Below are 18891 nucleotides of genomic sequence, written 5' to 3'. Positions count from 1 at the left end.
ACAGCATGGCTGACGACAACGGCAACGTCCTCGACACCCTCGACCCGAAGTCCGTGCGCCGCATCCACCTGGTGGGCGTGGCCGGCACCGGCATGGGCTCCTTCGCCGGCATGCTCAAGGCCGCCGGCTACGACGTCACCGGCAGCGACGAGAACGTCTACCCGCCCATGAGCGACATGCTCCAGGCGTGGGGCATCCCCGTGCGCACCCCGTACGCGCCCGCCAACCTGGACGCGGCGAACCCGGACCTGGTCATCATCGGCAACGTCATCCGCCGCGTGAACCCGGAAGCCACCGCCGTGCGCGAGCGCGGCCTCAAGCAGATGAGCTTCCCCGCCGCCCTGGGCACGCTCTTCCTGGACCGCTCGCACTCCGTCGTCGTCGCCGGCACCCACGGCAAGACGACGACGTCCTCGCTCATGGCCCACGTGCTGGTGGCCGCCGGCAAGGACCCGTCCTTCCTCGTGGGCGGCGTCACCCAGAACTACGCGGGCAACTACCGCGTAGGAAAGGGCCCGCACTTCGTCGTCGAAGGCGACGAGTACGACACCGCCTACTGGGACAAGGGCTCCAAGTTCCTCCACTACCGCCCGCGCACCGCCATCGTCACCAGCGTGGAGTTCGACCACGCGGACATCTTCCGCGACCTGCCCCACTACGAGGCCACGTTCGAGAAGTTCGTGCGCCTGGTCCCGAAGGACGGCCAGCTCGTCGTCTGCGCCGCGTACCCCAACGCCGTGCGCATCGCGCGGGACGGCGGCACCGCCCCCGTCATCACCTACGTGGCCAAGGAGGGCGCGGACGCGGACTTCACGCCGAAGGGCGTCTCCTTTGGCCCGGACGGCGCCCGCTTCGACGTGGTGGAGCGCGGCCAGGTGCTGGGCACCGTGACGCTGCCGATGTCCGGCGCGCACAACGTGGAGAACGCGCTGGCCGTCATCGCCGCCGCGCGCGGCCTGGGCCTCTCCTTCGCGGAAATCCAGCAGGGCCTGTCCACCTTCCAGGGCGTGAAGCGCCGGCAGGAGGTGCGCGGGGACGTGGGCGGCGTGCTGGTGGTGGACGACTTCGCGCACCACCCCACGGCCGTGCGGGAGACCATCGCCGCCATCCACCACCGCTACCCGGACCGGCACCTGTGGGCCATCTTCGAGCCGCGCTCCAACACCAGCCGCCGCAACATCCACCAGGAGGACTACGCGCACGCCTTCCCCGGCGCCACGCGCGCCAGCCTCAAGGTGCCCGAGCGCCACGACAAGGTGCCCGAGGGCGAGGAGCTCAACGTCCCGAAGCTCATCGAGGCGCTGAAGGCCCAGGGCATCGCCGCGGACGGCGCCACGGACGTGCCCACGCTGGTGGAGCGCGTGGCCTCCGAAGCGAAGCCCGGGGACGTGCTGCTCGTCATGAGCAACGGCGCCTTCGGTGGCTTCATCGACAAGCTGCTCGCCGCCCTGAAGGCCCGGGCCGGGAAGGGGACCTGAGCCCATGCGCCACCCGCTCATCGCCTCGCTGGGGCTGCTGACGCTCGTCGCCGGCTGCTCCGCCGCGCCCAGGCCGCTGCCGCCGCTCACCGACTCGCAGGGCGCGGGCGGCCCCCGCACCAGCGCGTCCGCCCTGGAGTCGGAGCGCGGTCCGAACACGCCGCTCGACTTCCAGGTGAAGCGCTACCCGGACAACAGCCCGTATGACTTGAAGAGCGACCGGGGCCAGGTCGTCCTCCTGGACGTGTGGGCCACGTGGTGCGAGCCCTGCAAGGACGCGCTGCCCATGTACGGCCAGCTCCAGCGCGAGTACGGCAAGCGGGGCTTCAAGGCCTACGCCCTCAACGTGGACGAGGACGTGCGGGCCATTCCGCCCTTCCTGGAGGAGTCGAAGGTGGAGGTGCCCATCCTCCTGGACGCCAATGCGCTGGTGTCCGAGCGCCTGCTGAAGGTCCGGCTGATGCCCACCACCTTCCTGATTGACCGGCGGGGCGTCGTGCGGCACGTGCACGAGGGCTTCGCGGAGGAGTTCCTCCAGATGTTCCAGACGGAAATCGAAGCGCTGCTCGCCGAGCCCGCGCCCTGATGGCCCGCGCGGCCGCTTGAGCCTCACCTCGAAGGGGAATGCACCCATGGCCCAGGACTCCGACACACCCGCCGCCCTGCGCCGCACCGCGGAGGAGGGCGCCCGGCTGGCCGGCCGCATCCTCCGGGAGCGCTTCCCCCTGCACCGCACCATCGAGTTCAAGGGCGGCATCGACCTGGTGACGGACGCGGACCGGGCCTCCGAGGCCGCGCTCCTGGACTTCCTCCGGGCGCGTCACCCGCACCACGCCATCCTCGCTGAGGAGAGCGGCGAGAGCGGCGCCTGGCAGGGGACGGACACCTTCCGCTGGCTGGTGGATCCGCTGGACGGCACCACCAACTACGCCCACCAGGTGCCGCACTTCTGCGTCAGCGTGGCGGTGGAGGGGCCGGACGGGGTGGTGGCCGGCGCCGTCTATGATCCGATGCTGGACGAGCTGTTCTCCGCCGCGAAGGGGGAGGGCGCCACCCTCAACGGCCACCCCCTGAAGGCCAGCCCCGCGGACCGCCTGGAGCGGGCGCTCCTGTGCACGGGCTTCCCCTACGACGTGCGCGAGCGCCCGGACCTGCCCGTGGGCCTCTTCACCCAGCTCATCCTCCTGGCGCAGGGCATGCGCCGCACCGGCAGCGCCGCGCTGGACCTGGCGTACGTCGCGGCGGGCCGCTTCGACGGCTACTTCGAGTTCGGGTTGAAGCCCTGGGACATCGCCGCGGGCAGCCTGCTGGTGTCGGAGGCGGGCGGCGTCATCGTGCACATCGACGGGGGGCCCTTCGACGTGCTCAAGGGCGACGTGCTCGCGAGCGGCGCCGCGCTGCACCCGCTGCTCCAGGCGCAGGCGAAGCGCTTCCTGGCGGAGCTGGGCTGGAAGTCGCGCGACTAGAAGAAGCTCTCCGGCACGAAGACGATGTCGCCGGCCTGGAGCAGGAAGTTGCGCTCGCGGCCCACGCCGATGTCCTCCACGGGCACGCGAATCTTGCGCTCCTGCCCGTCCACCACGCGCGTGACGAGCGTGTTGTTCTTCGCCGCCAGCTTGGTGAAGCCGCCCGCCAGGGTGATGGCCTGGATGATGGACACCTCGCCGTCCACCGGGAACGTGCCGGGCTTCTGCACCTCCCCGAAGACGAAGATCTTCTGCGAGTTGTACTCCCGCACCAGCACCGACACCTGCGGCCGGCGCAGGTAGCGCGTCAGGCAGTCGCTCAGCACGTCCGCCGCGGAGCTGGCGGTGCGCCCCGACAGCGGCACCTTGCCGCACAGCGGATAGTCGATGGTGCCCTCCGGCGACACGCGCCAGGTGCCGGAGTGCTCAGGCTCCTGGAAGACGCGCACCTCCACCACGTCACCAGGGCCCAGGCTCCCGCCGGACGTCTTCGCGCGCTCCGTGGCCGAGGCGGGCGTGGGAGGCGGCGGGGGCGGGCGCGTCTGCGCGTGGCACGCCACGAGGAGGGCCAGCAGGCCCGGGACCCGGAGGCGTGAGGCGGCAGGGGCGACGCGCCTGCGCGCGGCCTCAGTACGTGGCGGACAGCCGCGCATAGCCTTCGTTGCGGGTGAAGTTGAGGCCCCTGGCGTCCAGGGAGGAGGAGCGGGTGTTCAGCCGGTAGCCCACCGCGCCCAGCAGCCACGGGCGGATCTGGTACTCCGGGCCCAGGTCCAGCGTCACCAGCGTGTCGCTCCGGTCACCGGAGAACGAGAGGAAGTCCAGCGCGCCCGCCGCGTGGAGCGCCAGCCGCGTGCCCATCAGCGAGCGCGCCTCCGCGTAGAAGCGATCATCGCGGAAGGTGCCGTAGGCGGCCACGGGCTCGAAGGAGCGCATGTAGCCACCCTTCAAGGTGAGCGACGGGCCCCACAGGTACGTGCCCTCCGCCAGCGCCACCAGGGAGCCGCCGCCGCCCGAGGCCAGGTTCTGGCTCCAGCCCGCCTTCGCCGCCAGCGTGATGCGCGGCGACACGAGCCCCGCGACGCCCGCCATCGCGTGCAGCAGGGCCGCGCCAGGCGTCGTCGTGTCGTTGAAGTAGCCGCGGTACGTGAGCCCCGTGTCCGCCACCAGCGCCGTCTTCGGCAGGAAGCGCCAGCGGCCCTCCACGCCCAGCCGCAGGTTGCCGTAGTTGAACTGGCTGGCGGCGAGCGGATCACACTCCGCCTCCGTGCAGCCCACCGCGGGCAGGCCGCCCAGGGGCTCGAAGAACTCCATCGCGTACGCCAGCGCGGGCGTCAGCTCCAGCGCGCCGCCGCCGGGCTTCCACTGCGCCCGGATGCGCGCCTCGTTGTAGAGCGACAGGATGCCCGCGCCCAGCGCCACCGAGCGCGTGCGGTCCGAGCGCGTGAGCTGGTCGCCGACCTCCACGGACAGCGTGCCCTCCGGGTCGAAGCGCAGCGCCAGGTCCGCCATGCCGCCGAGGTAGGACGCCGCGCTGGAGTTCGGCGTCAGCAGCCCGGTGTAGGCGACGTATTCCAGGTTGCCGCGCAGCGAGAGCGCCACCTTGCGCGACGGCACGTCCAGCATCAGCCCGGGGCGCACGTGCAGGGCCAGCTCGCCGGACAGGTCCGGGGACAGCGGGCCCGTGCCCTGGTCGAGGAAGTAGCCGACGCCGCTGTCCAGCCGCGTCTCCAAATCCAGCGTCGGGTGCAGCCGCCCGCTGCCCACTTTGAAACCGTTGCCGCCCGGCGGACGTCCCCCCAGGACCTGGGCCGCCGCGCTCCACGGCAGCAGCGCCGTGAGCATCAGGGCCGTGAGGGCCAGACGGAATGTCCCAGGCTGCGTCATGGATTCAGGGGCGTTGCGCAAGAGGAGGCGGTCGGCATAGCACGCGATTTTCCCCGCCGGGAACAAACGCTCTTCGGCCGGGAAGCGGCGCGGGGGGAGGGGCCGGGCACTCAGTCGATGGGGCTGGCGGGCGGAGGCCGCACCACCAGGTCCGGCGGCGGCGCGGGGCGAGTGGGGTCGCCACCGGGGAGGTTGTCGGGCTCCTCCACTTCCACGAAGAGGTTCTCGTCGGTGCGGAAGGCGAGCTGTCCGATGCACTCCTCCGCCTCCGAGCGCAGCTGTCCCACCTTCTGCTGGGCGATCATCACCTTGGTGAATTCGTGCTCGCCGGGCGCCGCCTCCTGCTTGCTGACGGCCTCCTGGAGCGCCACGTCCGCCTGCTCGGAGATGCGCAAGAGGCCTTTAATCTGCGTGAGCTTCTCGTTGGCGCAGTTGAGCTTCACCACGTCCTTGGTGCCGCGCGCCTCCTCCACCTTCTCCAGCACCTGGCGCAGGGCTTCGCGCATGGTGCCCAGGGCCTGGGTGCTGCGCGCCACCTTCTCGCTGTCCGGCACGTCACCGGCCCTGTCCAGCACGGGGGACGGCGGGCGGGCCGGGGTGGGAGCGGGCGCGGGTGCTTGCGCGAACGCCATCCCGGTGGTCATCACCACGACGAGCATTCCAAGGGTGCGCATGCGCCTCACGAGTCCTTCCGGCCCCTAACGTTACGGGAATCGAGCGTAGGAGCGGGGGGGTGGGGTGTCAACGCAATGCCCCATCGTCCTGGCGTCCGTTGCCCCACGGCGCCTCACTCCGGCGGGGCCAGCCGGGCGTTGGCGTCCCGCAGCCGCGCGGAGAGGCTGCGCGCGATGTTCACGACGATGAAGGTGAACCCCTCCGCGTGAGCAAGTCGGAAGGTGCGCAAATCCTGTGCGGTGAGCTGGAGCAGCTCCACCTCGCCCAGGGCGCGCACGGTGGCGGAGCGGTGGTCCTTGTCGATGAGGCCCATCTCCCCGAAGAACTCCGGGGGCCCCAGCACGGTGAGCGGCTTCGTCCCGTTGCCCGGGCCGCGGCGCACCACCTCCACCTGGCCGCGCACGATGACGAAGAGGCTGTCGCCCAGGTCGCCTTCCTCGAACACGACCTCCCCGTCCGCGTACCGGTACAGCCGTGCCAGCTCCGCCAGCCGCGCCAGCTCCGGGGGCGCGAGCATCTCGAAGAGGGGGGATGTGGCGATGACGGCCAGCTTCTCCATGTGCTCCCCGCGGGTCCGGCGCATCCGGAGGGTCCGGACAGTCGAGCCTAATCTCCTGACGAGAAGATGAACGGGTACGAGACGGGGACGTCGTCACTCGGTCTGAAATGGGACGTCCAGCCGCGGATGGTGGTGATGATGCAACTGCTGACGCCCTCGGAGCGCAGGGTGCTCTGCTCCACCTCGATGTTCTCCATGCGACCGTTGGGCTTGAGGTTGAAGCGGACCATGACCCTGCCCTTGAGGGTGGGGTCCCGCTTGAGCTCCTTCTCGTAGCAGCGCTGGATTTGCGCCTTTCGGCCCTGGATGAAGCGCGCCATGTCCTTGGGGCTGACCTCCGAGCTGTCCACCTCCGCCGCCGCGTCCGCCACCTGGGGCGCCCGGACGGTCTGCCGTGTGCCGGTGTCCACCTTGCCCGCACCCGTGGTGCCCTGTACGCCGATGGCCGCCACCTTGCCGCCGGTGTCGCCCTGGGGGTTGGCGATGCCGTTGCCGCCGGAGCCCACCGCGAGCGCGCCGTCGCCGGACTTCGCGCCGGAGAGAGCGTCCGCCACGCTGGTGCCGCCCATGTCGGAGCCGAGCACGTTCTCCAGGGCTCCGCCTTCGCCCTTGCTGCCCAGGATCTTGAGCAGGCCCGTGCCGGCCACCCTCGACGCCAGCTGCTGACGCTGCTCCGCGGGGTTGCCCGCGGGCGCGGCGGTCGCGGTGGCGGTCTTCTTCGGCGGGGCCTTGGGTTCGTCCGTCTTCTTGTCCGGGCTGGTGCCGGTGTCCTTCGGCTGCTCCTTCACGGGGGCCTGGGGCGGGATGAAGGCGCGCACGAAGCGGTCTTCCAACTGCTCCAGTTCGACCTCCGCCTCCACCGCCGGGGGCCGGGTGACGATGAGCGCGATGCTGAGCACGTAGAGCACCAGCATCGCCGCGAGGATGACGAAGAAGAGCTGGTCCAACGTGCGCCAGGAGCTGGACTTCAGCTCCGGCGGGAGCACGGGCTTGGAGCCCTCCGGGGGCGCGGGGACGAAGTGGAAGAAGAGCGTGGCGTCGGCGAGCTCCACCTTGCCGCGCGCGCTCTCCTGGAGGGGCAGGTCGAAGGTGGCGTCCTCGCGGCGCGTGGCGAGGCCCTGCGAGCGCAGCGCGTCGAAGTCCACGTCGGACGAGCCCAGGTTGACGCGGCCCTGCATGTGCTCGTCGATGATGAGGTGGAACTGGTTGGAGCGGTTCTCCAGCACCTTGAAGCGCCCGGGGCGCTCCTGGGCCGCGGGCAGGACGATGGTGTTGCGGGCGTCATCGCCGATGGTGACGGAGTCGTGGAGGACGTGATGCTCCTCGACGATGCGGCCATCCTGGATGACGCCGACGCGCAGCAGCTTGTGGGCGGTTTGAAGGGCCATGGCGCTAGAAGGGATCCTGATCCACGCTCTGGACCACCTTGGGCACGAAGCTCTCGGTGCGGTTCAGGTCGTCGAAGCTCGGCTTGGAGCGGTCGAGAAAGTAGAAGGCTTCCGGTTTCTGGATGCGGCCCTCGACGGTGATGGCATCCAACTGGATGGCCTTGGGCGCCTTCTTCGTCGCGGCGGGGGTCGCGCTGGCCTCGGACTTCGGGGCGGGCGCGGGGTCCTCCGCCCGGGACGGACGGGCGGCGACGAGCAGGAGCAGGAGGAGGGCGGGGCGCATGGGCGTGGGCAGGGCTACCGGACTTCGGAGGGAACCTTAGCCGAGGCCGCGGGCCGGGCGGCAGGGGGCCCCGGGGAGGGGGCAGGGGTCGTGGCGGCCTCGGGGGCCTTGGCCGGGGACGCGGCGGGCTTCGGCTCCCCGGAAGGCGTCGAGGGCTCGGGGGTTTTCGCGGTGGCGCCCGCAGGCTTGACGGAGGCGTCAGGCGGAGGGGCGGGCTTCGCGGCGGCTTCGGTGGGCTTCGCGGCGGCTTCGGTGGGCTTCGCGGGGGCTTCGGCGGCCTTGCGCAGGCCTTCCTTGCGTTCGCGCTCGCGGCGGCGGGTCTCCCGGTCGATGCCCTTGTTCGCGTCCTTCACGTACTGGGCGGTGCGCTCGTCGTCGCCGCCCCGGGCCTGGTACTCGGCCAGGTAGGACACGGCCTTCTGGAGGCGCTCCAGCGTGTCCATGCCGGCGGGCTCCAGGTCCAGGTGGAGGATGGCCAGGTTGAAGTACGGGTCCTTGCCGTCGGGCTGGAGCTGGAGCACGCGCTCGTACTCCGCCAGGGCGCGGGCGAAGTCGCCTTCCCCGCGCAGGGCGTTGCCCAGGTTGAGGTGGGCGGAGGCGAAGTCCGGCGCGGCGCGCACGGCGGCCTCCAGCTCCACGCGGGCGGCGGCGTAGTCCTCGCCCTCGTTGAGCAGGGCGCCCAGGTTGTTGCGCGCCTCGGCGAAGTCCGGGCGCAGGGCGATGGCCTGACGGAAGCGCTCCAGCGCCAGCGGGCGCTCCTTGAGGCCCAGGTGCACGAGCCCCAGCGCGTTGAGCGTGGCCGCGTCTTGCGCGTCGATGGCGAGCGCGTTGCCCAGCACCATGGACGCCAGCTCGTACTTGCCCTCGCGGGCGTACACCTGCGCGAGCACCTGCATCGCGGGCACGTGCTGCTCGTGGGCCTGGAGCGCGCGGCGGGCCTCGGTGACGGCGGGCGCGTGCTTCTTCTGCAGGAGGAGCGCGAGCGCGAGCGCCGTGCGCCGCGCCACCGAGTCCTCCCTGGCCAGCGACTCGCGCAGCTCCGCTTCCAGCGAGGCCACGCGGCCGGTGCGCGCGGACAGCCGCACCAGGCAGTCCCAGGCGCTCTCCAGAGAGGAGTCCAGCACGAGCGCCTGCCGGTAGGAGCGCTCCGCGTCGGGCAGGCGGCCCTGGCGCTCCTGCACGATGCCCAGGTTCGTCCACGCGGGCGCGAGCTTCGGCGACCGCTCCAGCAGGGCCTTGAGCGCCGTCTCCGCGATGCTCAGCTCCCCGCGCCGGGCGATCTCCACCGCGCGGGTGAAGTCCTTCTCCTGGCCGGAGGTGGACCTGGGCGAAGGGGCTGCCTCCTTCGCCTCGGGGGCGGACTTGGCGGCCGTGCTCGGGCTCGCGATGGCGCCCGTCGTGGGGCCGGTGAGCGCCGGGTCCGTGCGCGTCGCGGGAGCGGAGGCGCAGGCGGACAGCCAGAGCGTCAGGCCCGTGAGCGCGAATCGCTGGAGGTGGCTCATCGCGCGCCTTCTTCCGTCAGCCGGGGCGCCGGGCCGGTTTCGATGCGCGCGGGGGCCACGTGCGGGGTGAGGCTGCCCACGAGGCCATCCGGGTACACGGTCTCCTGCGCGATGGCGCCCTTGGCCGCCTTGAGGACGGGGTACTCCTTGGGGCGGAAGCGGTTGAGCGCTTCGAGCGTGCGGTGCGTCCACGCGTTGGAGACGCGGTGCTTGCGCGCCTCCTTGAGCGTGTCGGCGTAGCTCTGCACGGCGCGCTCCTCCAGCTCGACGGTGCGCTGGGTGAGCATGTCCTGGTACGTCAGCACCGCGTCGTCACCCAGGCGCTTCACCTCGGGCGGCACGGGGGCCTCCAGCAGCGTGTTGCCGAAGCGCTCCAGCGCGTACCCGCGCCGGTAGAACGAGGCCAGCGACCACTCCAGCTGCTTGTACGGCAGCACCTTCCCGTACGCCTCGTTCACCGCCTTCAGCGCCTCCGTCTTCTTCGTGAAGCTCTTCTCCAGGGACTTGCCGGAGCCGGTGATCTTCAGCGCGTCGAAGCGCTGGAACACGGCCTCCGCCTGCTGGAAGCGGCTGTAGGCGGCGGCCTCGGCGGCGCGCAACTGCGTGTCGGGCTTCAGCCGGCGCCGGTCGAACTCGTCGGCCGCGGCGGCGTACGCGCGCTGGGCCTCCTTCGCGTTGCCCCGCTTCGCCCACGCGTCGCCCATGCGCCGCTTCGCGTCCACCACCAGCTCCGCCTGGTCCGCCTTGCTCGCGAACTTGCGGACGAACGCCTCCAGCGCCTTGATTTCGCCCTTCGTGTCGCCCTGCTTCTCCAGGATGCGGGCCGCGCGGTACTGGTTCTCCGGCGCGTTCTTGCCGTGGGGGAACAGCTCCACGCAGCGCTGGAAGGCGGCCGCGGCCTCCGCGTAGCGCTGCTGGCCTTCGAGCAGGCCGCCGCGTTGTAGAGCGCCGCCTCGCGCTCCTCCGCCGCAGGGTAGTCCTTCACCAGCTTCTGGTAGCTGGTGACGGCCTTGTCGAAGTCGTAGGACTTGTGCGCGTTGATGGCCACGCGGAACAGGGCGGTGTGCGCCCACTGCGACTTCGGATAGTCGCGGTACACGCGCTCGTAGAGCTTCATCGCCGAGTCGAACCGGCGCAGCTCCTCGTAGGACACCGCCGCGTTGTTGAGCGCCTTGTCGGCGAACTCGTGGCGCGGGGCCTCGTCCACCAGCTGGAGGTACTTCTTCGCCGCCTCGTCGTAGCGCTTCTGCGCCGCCAGCTGTTCGGCCAGGTTGAAGCGTCCGGCCAGCTTGAAGCGCATCAGCTCGCGGTGCTGCTCGCTGCCCGGGGCTACCACCTGCGTGTTGCTGGCCAGCCGCGCGCTGACCTCCTCCACGCTCTTCCAGTCCTGGTCGACGAGGAACGACTCGATGATGAGGTTGGTGGCGTAGCCCGCCACCGCGTGCCCCGGGTAGGCCTGCACCACGCGCTCGAAGCGCGGCCGGGCCTGGGCGAAGTCGTCGTGCGTGTAGAACAGCTCCGCGGCCTGGTAGGCGATGGCGGGCGCGGCCTCCTCCTTCGGGAGCATGGCGACGTAGGCGTCGGACGCCTTCACCAGCCGTGCCTCCGTCTCCGCCAGGGCCACGGGCGCGTGCGCGCTGTCCTTCGGGCGCTCGGTGGCGCGCAGCGGCTTGCGCTCCGGCACGCGGCCCTCCTTCACGTCCCGGTCGAGCTGGGCCTTCCACGCGAGCACCGCGTTGTGCGCGGACACGTGGCGGTAGGCGTCGTCCTGGTTGGAGTCACGCACCAGCTCGTAGGAGCGCGCCGCCGCGTCGAACTGGTCCGAATTGAAGAGGCTCTCCGCGTGGAAGAAGCGCATGGCGTACGCGCTCTTGCTGCGGGGGAAGCGCTCCAGGTAGGTGCCGTACGCGCGGGCGGCGGACGCGTAGGTGGTCCGGGCCTGGTCGCCCTTGCCCTCCTTCTGGAACACCTGCGCCTGCTGGTGCTGGTACGAGGCGGCGGAGAACAGGCTCTGTTCGGCGAGCGTCTGCGCGTTGGACAGCGCGTTCGGGTCGCCCTTGTTCTTCTCGTACCAGGCGCCGCCGGGCAGGTAGTCGTTGGAGAGCTTCTCGGACTCCAGCGCGTACAGGTCCATGCGCCGGTCGCGCTCGTAGGCCTGGACGATGCGCTGCTGGAGGCGCGGCGCGTCCGGGGCCAGCGGCTCCCTGGCCAGCACCTGCTGGTACGCGGCGATGGCGTCCGGGTAGCGCAGCTGCTCGAAGTAGACGTTGCCCAGGCGCCGGTAGACCTCCGCCTCGTAGGGGCGTCCGCCCCGCTTCGCGAAGACTTCACGGGCGCGGGCCATGCCGCCCCAGGACTCGTCGGCCAGCGACAGCGCGATGTACTGGAGCGCTTCGATGCGCAGGTCGCCCTCGTCCGCCTTGTCGCCGGACTGCTGGTGCGACTGGTAGTGGTCCAGCAGCAGCACGAAGCTGTCCACGGACTCCTCGAACCAGTCCATCCGGTAGTACGTCCAGGCGAGCTTGTAGCGGGCCTTGTCGTAGAACCGGTGGGACGTGTCGCGCGTGGCGGCGGTGTACGCGTCGGCGGCGTTGCGCAGCGCCGCGGGGTCCGTCTCGTCCTCGAACCAGTACTCGCCGATGCGCGTCCACGCGTCGGTGGCGAAGCGGCTCTTCGGGTAGCGCGTGGTGAGCTGCTGGTAGGTGGCGAGGCTCTCCTCGTCCTTGTGCTGTTCGGAGAGGCAGTAGGCCAGCAGGTACAGCGAGCCGTCGTTGAGCTTGTAGTCGGGGAACTGCGCGAGCAGCTTGCGGTACAGCGCGATGGACGGGGTGAAGTCCACCTCCGGCTCCGGCGGCAGGTCCGCCATGGCCTCGTCGGACAGCGTCCGCACGCGCTCCGTGTAGTCCTTGCGCGCGAGCTGGTTCTCGTCCGCCGAGCGCTCGTAGTACAGCTCCGCCAGCCGGAACATCACGTCCGGCGTGGCGCGAGGCTCGTTCGGGTAGCGGCGCAGGAAGTCCTCGAAGCGGGAGATGGCATCCAGCCGGTTCGTGCGCTCCTGCGACTCCAGCGCGGTGAGGGACTTCTCGTAGGAGCTGGAGAGCGCGGAGCGCTTCTGCGCGTAGCGGCGCTCCACCAGTTGCTTCACCTCGCGGTGGAAGGCGCGCGACTCCGCTTCGTACGCCTCCAGCGCGCGGCTGACCTCGCCCAGCAGCTTCTCCTGTTCGGGCGTGCGGCCCAGGCCGTCCAGGTAGCGGGAGGAGGGGGCGGCGACCGGCGCGGGGGCCGGGGCGCTCTTCGGCGCGATGGGGGGCGCGGCTTGCGGCGCGGCCTTGCGGGTGTTCTTGCCCCGGGCCTTCGCGGGCGCGGCATGGCCGGCCACGGGCGTGAGGACGAGGAGGAGCAGGGCGAGGACGGAGCGGCGCATGGCTTCTCAGTCCCCCCCTTCGGTCGTCAGGACGTCCCGGAACTCGGTGTCCAGCGCGCGCAGGGCGTCGCTCTTCTCCTTGGCGATCTTCTGGATGGTCGCCGCGTTGTCCTGCGTGCGGCTGAAGGCCACGTCCACCGTGCCGGTGTCGGCCTTGAGCACCAGCTCGTAGAACTGCTGCCGCACGCGGCGGAAGCTCTCGTAGGCGATGCGGCCCACCAGGTTGCGCGCGTCCCCGGAGGCCGTCGCCACCTCCTGCTCGTAGCCCTGGAGGAGCGCCTGTTCGGCCCGCACCTTGTCGCGGATGGACCGCAGGCGGTGCTCCAGCCGCGCGCGCAGCGCCACCCGGGCCACCGCCACCCGGCCCCGGAGCACGTCCGTGCGCGAGCGCACCGCGTGCATGCGCAGCAGCACGCGGGTGTCCTCGCCGGACAGCCGGCTTTCGCCCGCGTGCAGCATCGCGTGCTCCTGCTGGAGCGCGGCGCCGTACCGGGCGCGGATGGCGGCCTCGCCCTCCAGCGACGTGTCCGTGGACTGCCGCTCGCTCGCGAGCCGGGCGCGGGTGCGGTCCAGCTCCGACTGCAGATCCTGCAGCGCGGCGATCTCCGACTGCAGCTGCACCAGGAACTCCCGCTCCTCCGCGGGGTCCGCCTGCCGCTCGTCGCGGGTGTCCTCCACCCACTTGCGCACGGCGGCCGCGTTGGCGTGCAGGCTCTGCAGCTCGTACCCCAGCCGGAAGGCCTCGCGGTCCACCGCGTCCACGCGCGCCTGCATGCGCTGACGGCGCGCGTCCAGCTCCAGGCTGGTGGTGGGCAGCGACGTGAACCGCTGGCGCTGGGCCTCGCGCACCCCCTGGGCGACGAGCAGCTTCTCGCGCTCGGCGGGCGTCAGCTTCTCCGCCACCAGCGCGGTCTCCGCCTGCACCAGGGACTGCTCCACCAGCGTGAGCGCGGTGTCCACCGCCTCCGCGCGGGTGTAGCCCTCCTGCAGCTCCGGGAACGCCTCCAGCCCGCGCGCGTCCAGCGCCTCCAGGATGCGCTCCGCGATGGCCTTCGCCTCGCCCGCGCCCTGCCGGCCGCTGTCGAGGTCGCCCACCATCTTCACCGCGTCCGCGACCTCCTTCTGGGTGGACGCGTACTGGAGCGCCAGCGGCGGCAGCAGCGTGCTCACGTCCAGGGAGCGCTCGTTGCGCGCCAGGAGGTTGTCGAAGTACGCGACGGGGTCCTGGTTCACGCGCAGGAGCGCGTCCACCTTGTCGCGCGCCGGGGCGAACGCGCGCGCCACGCCGTCATAGGTCTCCAGCGCCTCTTCGTACTGGCGCAGCTTTTGGAGCAGGTGGCCCTGGAGGATCTGCGCCTCGGGGGCCAGTTGGGAGCGGGGCGCGACGAGCAGCAGGATGTCCGTGGCGTTCTTCGCCTGGGTGAAGTCCTGCTTGCGCACGTACGTCCACGCCACCTCCAGCAGCGACTCCGGGAAGCGCTCGCTCTCGCGCGGCACCTGGCTGTACTGGTCCAGGGCCTCCTCGTAGCGGCCCAGCTCGTAGAACAGCCGCCCCAGCGACAGCCGCGCCAGCTCCCGGAAGCGCTGGGCCTCCGGCTCCGGCAGGTGGGTGGACACCACCGCGTCCGGCCCGGGGGCGACGATGCGCTGGAACTGCGCGATGGCCGCGGGCAGGTCCCCGGACTGAACGCTCAGCACGCCCAGGTGGTAGACGGCCTGCACGCGGAAGCGGCCCGGCGTCTGCGTCAGCGGGGCGAACAGCGCGCGCGAGCGCTGCTGGTGCTCCTCCGGCGACAGGTCCATGCGCTTGAAGGTGCCGCGCGCGTGCACGTAGGCGATGTCCGGGGCCAGCACGCCGCCGGACAGCTGGCGGACCTTCTCCACGTACGCGTCGATGCCCTCGAACTGCTGGAGCCGTCCGGCCACCGCCAGGTAGCGGCTCACCGCTTCCTTGTAGCGCTGCGGCGTCAGGGGCAGCGCCAGCACGTCGCGCAGGTACACGCGCGCGCCAATGTCGTTCTTCTGCTGGTAGAGCGCGTCCGCCAGGTAGAAGACGGCCTCCGGGTAGCGCGGGTTGGACTTGAAGTCCGGGTCGCTCACCAGGTCATAGAAGAGGACGGACGCGGCGGGCCAGTCCCCCAGCAGCGAGTACAGCTCGCCTTCGGAGAAGCGCTTCTGCTGGGAGTCGGTGCTGCTGGGCTCGGGGCGCTCGGTGAACTGCGCCTCCACGAAGCGCAGGCCCTGCTCGGCGGCGCGCAGCTGGGCCTCCACCGCCTCCACGGACGCGGCGCGGGTGCTCAGCGACGCGGGCAGCGGCGGCAGCGCGGCCCCCGGCTTGGGCGCAGGGGAGGGCGCGGGCGCGGCCCCGAGGGACAGGGCGAGGGCCAGGGCGTGCAGCGTCGCGGTCACGGCGCCTGCTCCCTACTTCGTCTCGCTGGAGGTGGAGGCCGGCAGCACGCCCGGCGCGCTCTGCGTCCCGGAGGTGGCGGGCGGCTTGGGGGGCGGCGTGCGCGTGTCCTTGGCCACTTCGATGTCGTATCGCACCGCGGGCCGGTCCTTCAGGTCGGTGGTGAGGCCGCCCTTCTCCACGCCCACCACGTTCACCGTGGTGACCTTCCCGGACTCCGCGTTGAAGGTGTAACTGGATTGCACCTTGAACTTGTAGCCTTCCAGGTAGCTGAACACGCCGTAGCCGCTGCCCCGGTAGACCAGCCGCACCGCGAGCTGGTGCTGGCCCGGCACGATGCGGCCGTTGAAGACCTCCAGCGCCTGGTGCCGGTTCAGGTCCCCCTGCGTGTCCACCTGGGTGAAGATGGGCGCGCCGTCCAGCGCGTACACCACCGACTCCAGCTGGAACGCGTTGCCCATCTCGTTCTTGTGCACCAGCACCGCGCGGGCGCCGGTGGACAGGTCGCCGCCCATCACCGTCTCCTGCAGCAGCAGCAGGCGCGCCTTGGAGCGGAAGATCTTCTCCTTCAGGTCGACGACCTGCTCTTCCAGCGTCTTGACCCGGGAGGTGAAGGCCTCGTCCGCGGTCTGCTCACCGGCCGGAGCCTGGGGCGCGACGCCGGTGGGCGCGGCCGGCGCGGACGTGGCGGCGGCAGGAGGAGGAGGAGCGGCAGGGGAAGCCCCTTGCGCGAACACCGGCCCGCAAAGGCCAGCGCTCAGGAGCGCGAGGAGACGGAAGGTGGCGGATGCGACGCGCACGGTACGACCTCGGAAGGCGGCTCTGCCCGACGGCACGAGGTCATACCATCCTTTGACGGGGGCTGCCCGGAGGCAAGCCGCCCGCCGGGCAGGGAAGCAGGCGGCGATCAACCGCCCTTGCGCAGCTCGGTGAGCACGAGCTTCGCGACGGCCTTGAGCGTGTCGAAGACACCCACACCCGTCGGGGCCACGGCCTGGTACTCCGGCATGTTCCGGGGGTTGAGCGTCTTGTGCATCTCTTCGGTCGTGACGGCGTTGGGCAGGTCACGCTTGTTGTACTGCATGACGGCCGGGATCTTGTTCAGGTCGTAGCCCTGCTCGGCCAGGTTGATGCGCAGGTTCTCGAACGATTCCATGTTCGCCTCCATGCGTTCAATCTGACTGTCGGCCACGAACACCACGCCGTCCACGCCCTTGAGGATGAGCTTGCGGCTGGCGTCGTAGAACACCTGACCGGGCACCGTGTAGAGGTGGAAGCGCGTCTTGAAGCCGCGGATCTCACCCAGCGACAGGGGCAGGAAGTCGAAGAAGAGCGTGCGGTCCGTCTCCGTGGAGAGCGAGATGAGCTTGCCCTTCGTGTCGGCCGCCGTCTTGTTGTAGATGTACTGGAGGTTCGTGGTCTTCCCGCAGAGCCCCGGCCCGTAATAGACAATCTTGCAGTTGATTTCGCGGGATGAGTAATTGATGAAGGACATGGCTTCCCGGGTTACTCGCTGAAGAGGTTGTCGATATCGTCGTCGGAGATCTCGGCGAACGGCGAACCGGCTCCGGGGCTGTCGGTCTTCTTCACGAGGCTTTCGAAGATCTTCGTCAGCTCGTCGCTGGCCTTCTTGATGCGCAGGCGCACCAGACCCAGGCTCGTGCGGTTGTCGAAGATGACGACCAGCACCACCCGGCTGCCGACGATGGTCATGTAGAGGCTGTCCTTCGCCCCTTCATGGAACTGGTTGGGAAATTCGTTCTCCCCGATGAGCTTCGCCAGTCCGCCCATGGCGGCCACGTTGCCGGCCGTCAGCGACGCGAGCGACGTGGTGTCGATGTTCTGCGTCTGGCCCGCCGAGGAGATGAGCTGGCCGTTCTTGTCGACGAGGAAGACCACCTTCGCGTTCGCGTCCTTGGTGAGCCGGTCGCAAACGGCGTTGATCTTGGTGAACTCCTCTTCGTACATCACCAGTTGCGTGCCCATGGGCGTATGCGCTCCTCAGCGTTCGCTCGCCCCGCTCACGGCGGCGCTCCGATGTTTCTGGAGTGAATCCCGGAGGTTAGACGAGGCGCTACCGACCGCCGTCATGCTTAGCAAAGCAGTTCCACTCCAGCAAGAAGCCAGCCGTGATCCGCGCCGCTTCTTGAAGGAATGACGGCATCGCGGGTTGGGACACCTGCCCTCCTTCTCTATACTCCGCCGGGCCTTGCGCCGCCCGATCCCCCTCACCGCCCTGCTTCCGCGCCTGCTCGTCCTCCTCCTGGCGCTGCTCTGTCCCCGACCCGTGAGGGCCGAGCCCCCGGAGCCGGAGCGCGCCTCGCTGCGCCTCCGCTATGGCCTGTCCGTGCGCCAGGGGCAGCAGGTGGATGTAGGGCCCGGGCTCACCTACAAGGGTGTGACCCCCAACGATGGGGCGCTGACGTTGACGGGCTGGGCGGCGGGCCCGGTGGGGCACCACCTGGGCGGTCAGCTGGACCTCCAGCGCGAATCGTTCGACTTGAAGGACGCGTCCGTGCGGGTGACGGGAGGCAGCCTCGCGCGCGGTTCGGTGGGGCCGCGTGGGCGCCTGTTCCTGGGGCCGGTGCGGCTGGAGGTGGGCGCGGGCTACGGCTTCGCGCAGCTGCCGCTGTTCGGTGGGTTCTCTTCTTCACCGGTGTTGCAGCGGGGCGTGCGGCACGCGGCGCTGGTGTCGGGCCGGGTGGCGGTGTCGCTGCCGGCGGACTTCCAACTGGAGGCGCGGGGCGAGCTGCCGCTGACGCTCTCCGCGCACGCGGCCGGAGGGCTGGAGGCGACCTCCACGGGCTACGTCGTGGGGGCGGCGCTGCTGCACCCGGTGGTCCAGCGGGGCGCGTGGACCGGGACGCTGCTGCTGGACGTGCAGCAGGCGCACGACACGATGACCCTGGAGGCGACGGGCCTGCGCTCCGAGCAGCGGCTGCGCAGGATTGGCCTGGCGCTGGAGGTCTCATGGCGCGACGACGCCCGCGCCTCCCGTCCGGTGGAGGGGCCGACCCAGGGCTTCGTCCCGATGCGCGTGGTGGACGCGGAGACGGGCGCGCCGCTCGCGGGGGCCCGGGTGCGGGTGCCTTCCATGCGGACGCCCGGCGCGAGCGAGGAGCTGGTGACGGACGCGCAGGGCCAGGTGCGGGCCCTGCTGCCTTCGGGGGCGCAGTCCGCGCGGGTGAGCGTGGAGGGCTATGAGGAGGTGACGGAGCAGGCCACCGTCAGCGGCACCGGGGAGAACGCCCCGGTGCAGATCCGCCTGCGCAAGAAGGCGCCGCCCACCGGGTCCCTGAAGGTGAAGGTGGTGCAGGGCCGCGGCGGCGCGCCGCTTCCGGACGTGCGCATCACCGCGGGCGCCGTGGAGGCGCGCACGGACGTGAAGGGAGAGGCGCTGCTGGAGGGGCTTGCGCCCGGGCCGGTGGCGGTCTCCGCGACGGCGCAGGGCTTCCGCGCGGCGGAGGAGGCCGCGGTGGTGGTGGAGGGCCAGTCCTCGGAGCTGGTGGTGGTGCTGTCCCAGGAGCGCAAGGGCGAGCTGGCCACGCTGCTGGGCCAGGTGCGCAGCGCCCGGAGCGGCCAGCCGCTGGTGGCGACGGTGTCCATCCCCCAGGCGAAGGTGCGCTCGCGCACGGACAAGGCCGGGAGCTTCACGGCGCGCGTCCGGGGCGGGACGTACCGCATCACCCTGTCCGCGCCCGGCTACCGGCCGCAGACCAAGACCGTCACCGTGCGCGACGGCGAGCAGGCCATCTTCAACGTCGACTTGTTCCCGAGGGCCCGGTAGGTCGCGGGGCTCCCCGTCCCGCGCCGCCCGTCCGTCGC

17 protein-coding genes are annotated in these 18891 nt (G+C 71.1%); 4 read left to right on the top strand and 13 right to left on the bottom strand.

The annotated features are described in order from the left end of the window. The first annotated feature begins 5 nt into the window (after window positions 1-5). The 3 genes from mpl to OV207_RS17230 are packed head-to-tail and all read left to right on the top strand — an operon-like array spanning window position 6 to window position 2944. Entirely contained in the window at window positions 6-1478 is a 1473-nt protein-coding gene (gene mpl, locus OV207_RS17240) for a UDP-N-acetylmuramate:L-alanyl-gamma-D-glutamyl-meso-diaminopimelate ligase (protein WP_267556269.1), read from the top strand. A 4-nt stretch (window positions 1479-1482) separates the two neighbouring features. Beyond that, entirely contained in the window at window positions 1483-2064 is a 582-nt protein-coding gene (locus OV207_RS17235; RefSeq protein WP_267556268.1) for a TlpA family protein disulfide reductase, read from the top strand. 46 nt (window positions 2065-2110) lie between these two features. Then, window positions 2111-2944 (top strand): inositol monophosphatase family protein, encoded by an 834-nt coding sequence (locus OV207_RS17230; RefSeq protein ID WP_193347682.1) that lies wholly within the window; start codon window positions 2111-2113, stop codon window positions 2942-2944. On the opposite strand, the gene OV207_RS17225 is transcribed toward OV207_RS17230, so the two are convergent. The 13 genes from OV207_RS17225 to mglB form a co-directional block, all read right to left on the bottom strand. Further along, on the bottom strand, window positions 2941-3504 hold the full coding sequence (locus OV207_RS17225; RefSeq protein WP_267556267.1) for a polysaccharide biosynthesis/export family protein: 564 nt from the start codon (window positions 3502-3504) through the stop codon (window positions 2941-2943). The genes OV207_RS17230 and OV207_RS17225 overlap by 4 nt on opposite strands. 67 nt (window positions 3505-3571) lie before the next feature. Beyond that, complete coding sequence (locus OV207_RS17220; protein WP_267556266.1) at window positions 3572-4828, bottom strand: hypothetical protein; 1257 nt, start codon at window positions 4826-4828, stop codon at window positions 3572-3574. 110 nt (window positions 4829-4938) lie between these two features. Further along, the gene (locus OV207_RS17215) at window positions 4939-5502 is read right to left on the bottom strand and encodes a hypothetical protein (RefSeq protein WP_267556265.1); all 564 of its coding nucleotides are present in this window, start codon (window positions 5500-5502) and stop codon (window positions 4939-4941) included. A 113-nt stretch (window positions 5503-5615) separates the two neighbouring features. After that, entirely contained in the window at window positions 5616-6086 is a 471-nt protein-coding gene (locus OV207_RS17210; protein ID WP_227026995.1) for a cyclic nucleotide-binding domain-containing protein, read from the bottom strand. 23 nt (window positions 6087-6109) lie between these two features. Further along, complete coding sequence (locus tag OV207_RS17205) at window positions 6110-7450, bottom strand: AgmX/PglI C-terminal domain-containing protein (RefSeq protein ID WP_267556264.1); 1341 nt, start codon at window positions 7448-7450, stop codon at window positions 6110-6112. 4 nt (window positions 7451-7454) lie between these two features. Beyond that, window positions 7455-7733, bottom strand: a complete 279-nt coding sequence (locus OV207_RS17200; protein ID WP_193347687.1) for a hypothetical protein — start codon at window positions 7731-7733, stop codon at window positions 7455-7457. A gap of 14 nt (window positions 7734-7747) precedes the next feature. Next, window positions 7748-9235, bottom strand: a complete 1488-nt coding sequence (locus OV207_RS17195) for a tetratricopeptide repeat protein (protein WP_267556263.1) — start codon at window positions 9233-9235, stop codon at window positions 7748-7750. Continuing rightward, window positions 9232-9939 carry a hypothetical protein gene (locus OV207_RS17190; RefSeq protein WP_267556262.1) on the bottom strand — a complete coding sequence of 236 codons (708 nt, stop codon included), beginning with the start codon at window positions 9937-9939 and terminating at the stop codon, window positions 9232-9234. Before OV207_RS17190 ends, OV207_RS17195 begins: the two co-directional genes overlap by 4 nt. Continuing rightward, window positions 9849-12659: a tetratricopeptide repeat protein gene (locus OV207_RS17185; protein ID WP_267556261.1), complete on the bottom strand. Its 2811-nt coding sequence runs from the start codon at window positions 12657-12659 to the stop codon at window positions 9849-9851. Before OV207_RS17185 ends, OV207_RS17190 begins: the two co-directional genes overlap by 91 nt. A 6-nt stretch (window positions 12660-12665) precedes the next feature. Then, window positions 12666-15068 carry a tetratricopeptide repeat protein gene (locus OV207_RS17180; RefSeq protein WP_267556260.1) on the bottom strand — a complete coding sequence of 801 codons (2403 nt, stop codon included), beginning with the start codon at window positions 15066-15068 and terminating at the stop codon, window positions 12666-12668. Window positions 15069-15080: 12 nt separating this feature from the next. Then, window positions 15081-15866, bottom strand: a complete 786-nt coding sequence (locus tag OV207_RS17175) for a dihydrolipoamide acetyltransferase (protein ID WP_267556259.1) — start codon at window positions 15864-15866, stop codon at window positions 15081-15083. 107 nt (window positions 15867-15973) lie between these two features. Next, on the bottom strand, window positions 15974-16561 hold the full coding sequence (gene mglA / locus OV207_RS17170; protein WP_120615485.1) for a gliding-motility regulator Ras-like GTPase MglA: 588 nt from the start codon (window positions 16559-16561) through the stop codon (window positions 15974-15976). An 11-nt stretch (window positions 16562-16572) separates the two neighbouring features. Beyond that, complete coding sequence (gene mglB / locus OV207_RS17165; RefSeq protein WP_002637270.1) at window positions 16573-17052, bottom strand: gliding-motility regulator GTPase-activating protein MglB; 480 nt, start codon at window positions 17050-17052, stop codon at window positions 16573-16575. A gap of 223 nt (window positions 17053-17275) precedes the next feature. Between mglB and OV207_RS17160 the strand changes: the two genes are divergently transcribed. Further along, window positions 17276-18853: an MSCRAMM family protein gene (locus OV207_RS17160; RefSeq protein ID WP_267556244.1), complete on the top strand. Its 1578-nt coding sequence runs from the start codon at window positions 17276-17278 to the stop codon at window positions 18851-18853. Window positions 18854-18891 lie beyond the last annotated feature (38 nt).

The organism is Corallococcus sp. BB11-1 (assembly GCF_026626625.1).
Taxonomy (GTDB): Bacteria; Myxococcota; Myxococcia; order Myxococcales; family Myxococcaceae; genus Corallococcus; species Corallococcus soli.
The sequence above is the reverse complement of the archived record's forward strand: the minus strand, read 5'-3'. Positions and strand labels throughout refer to the sequence as shown.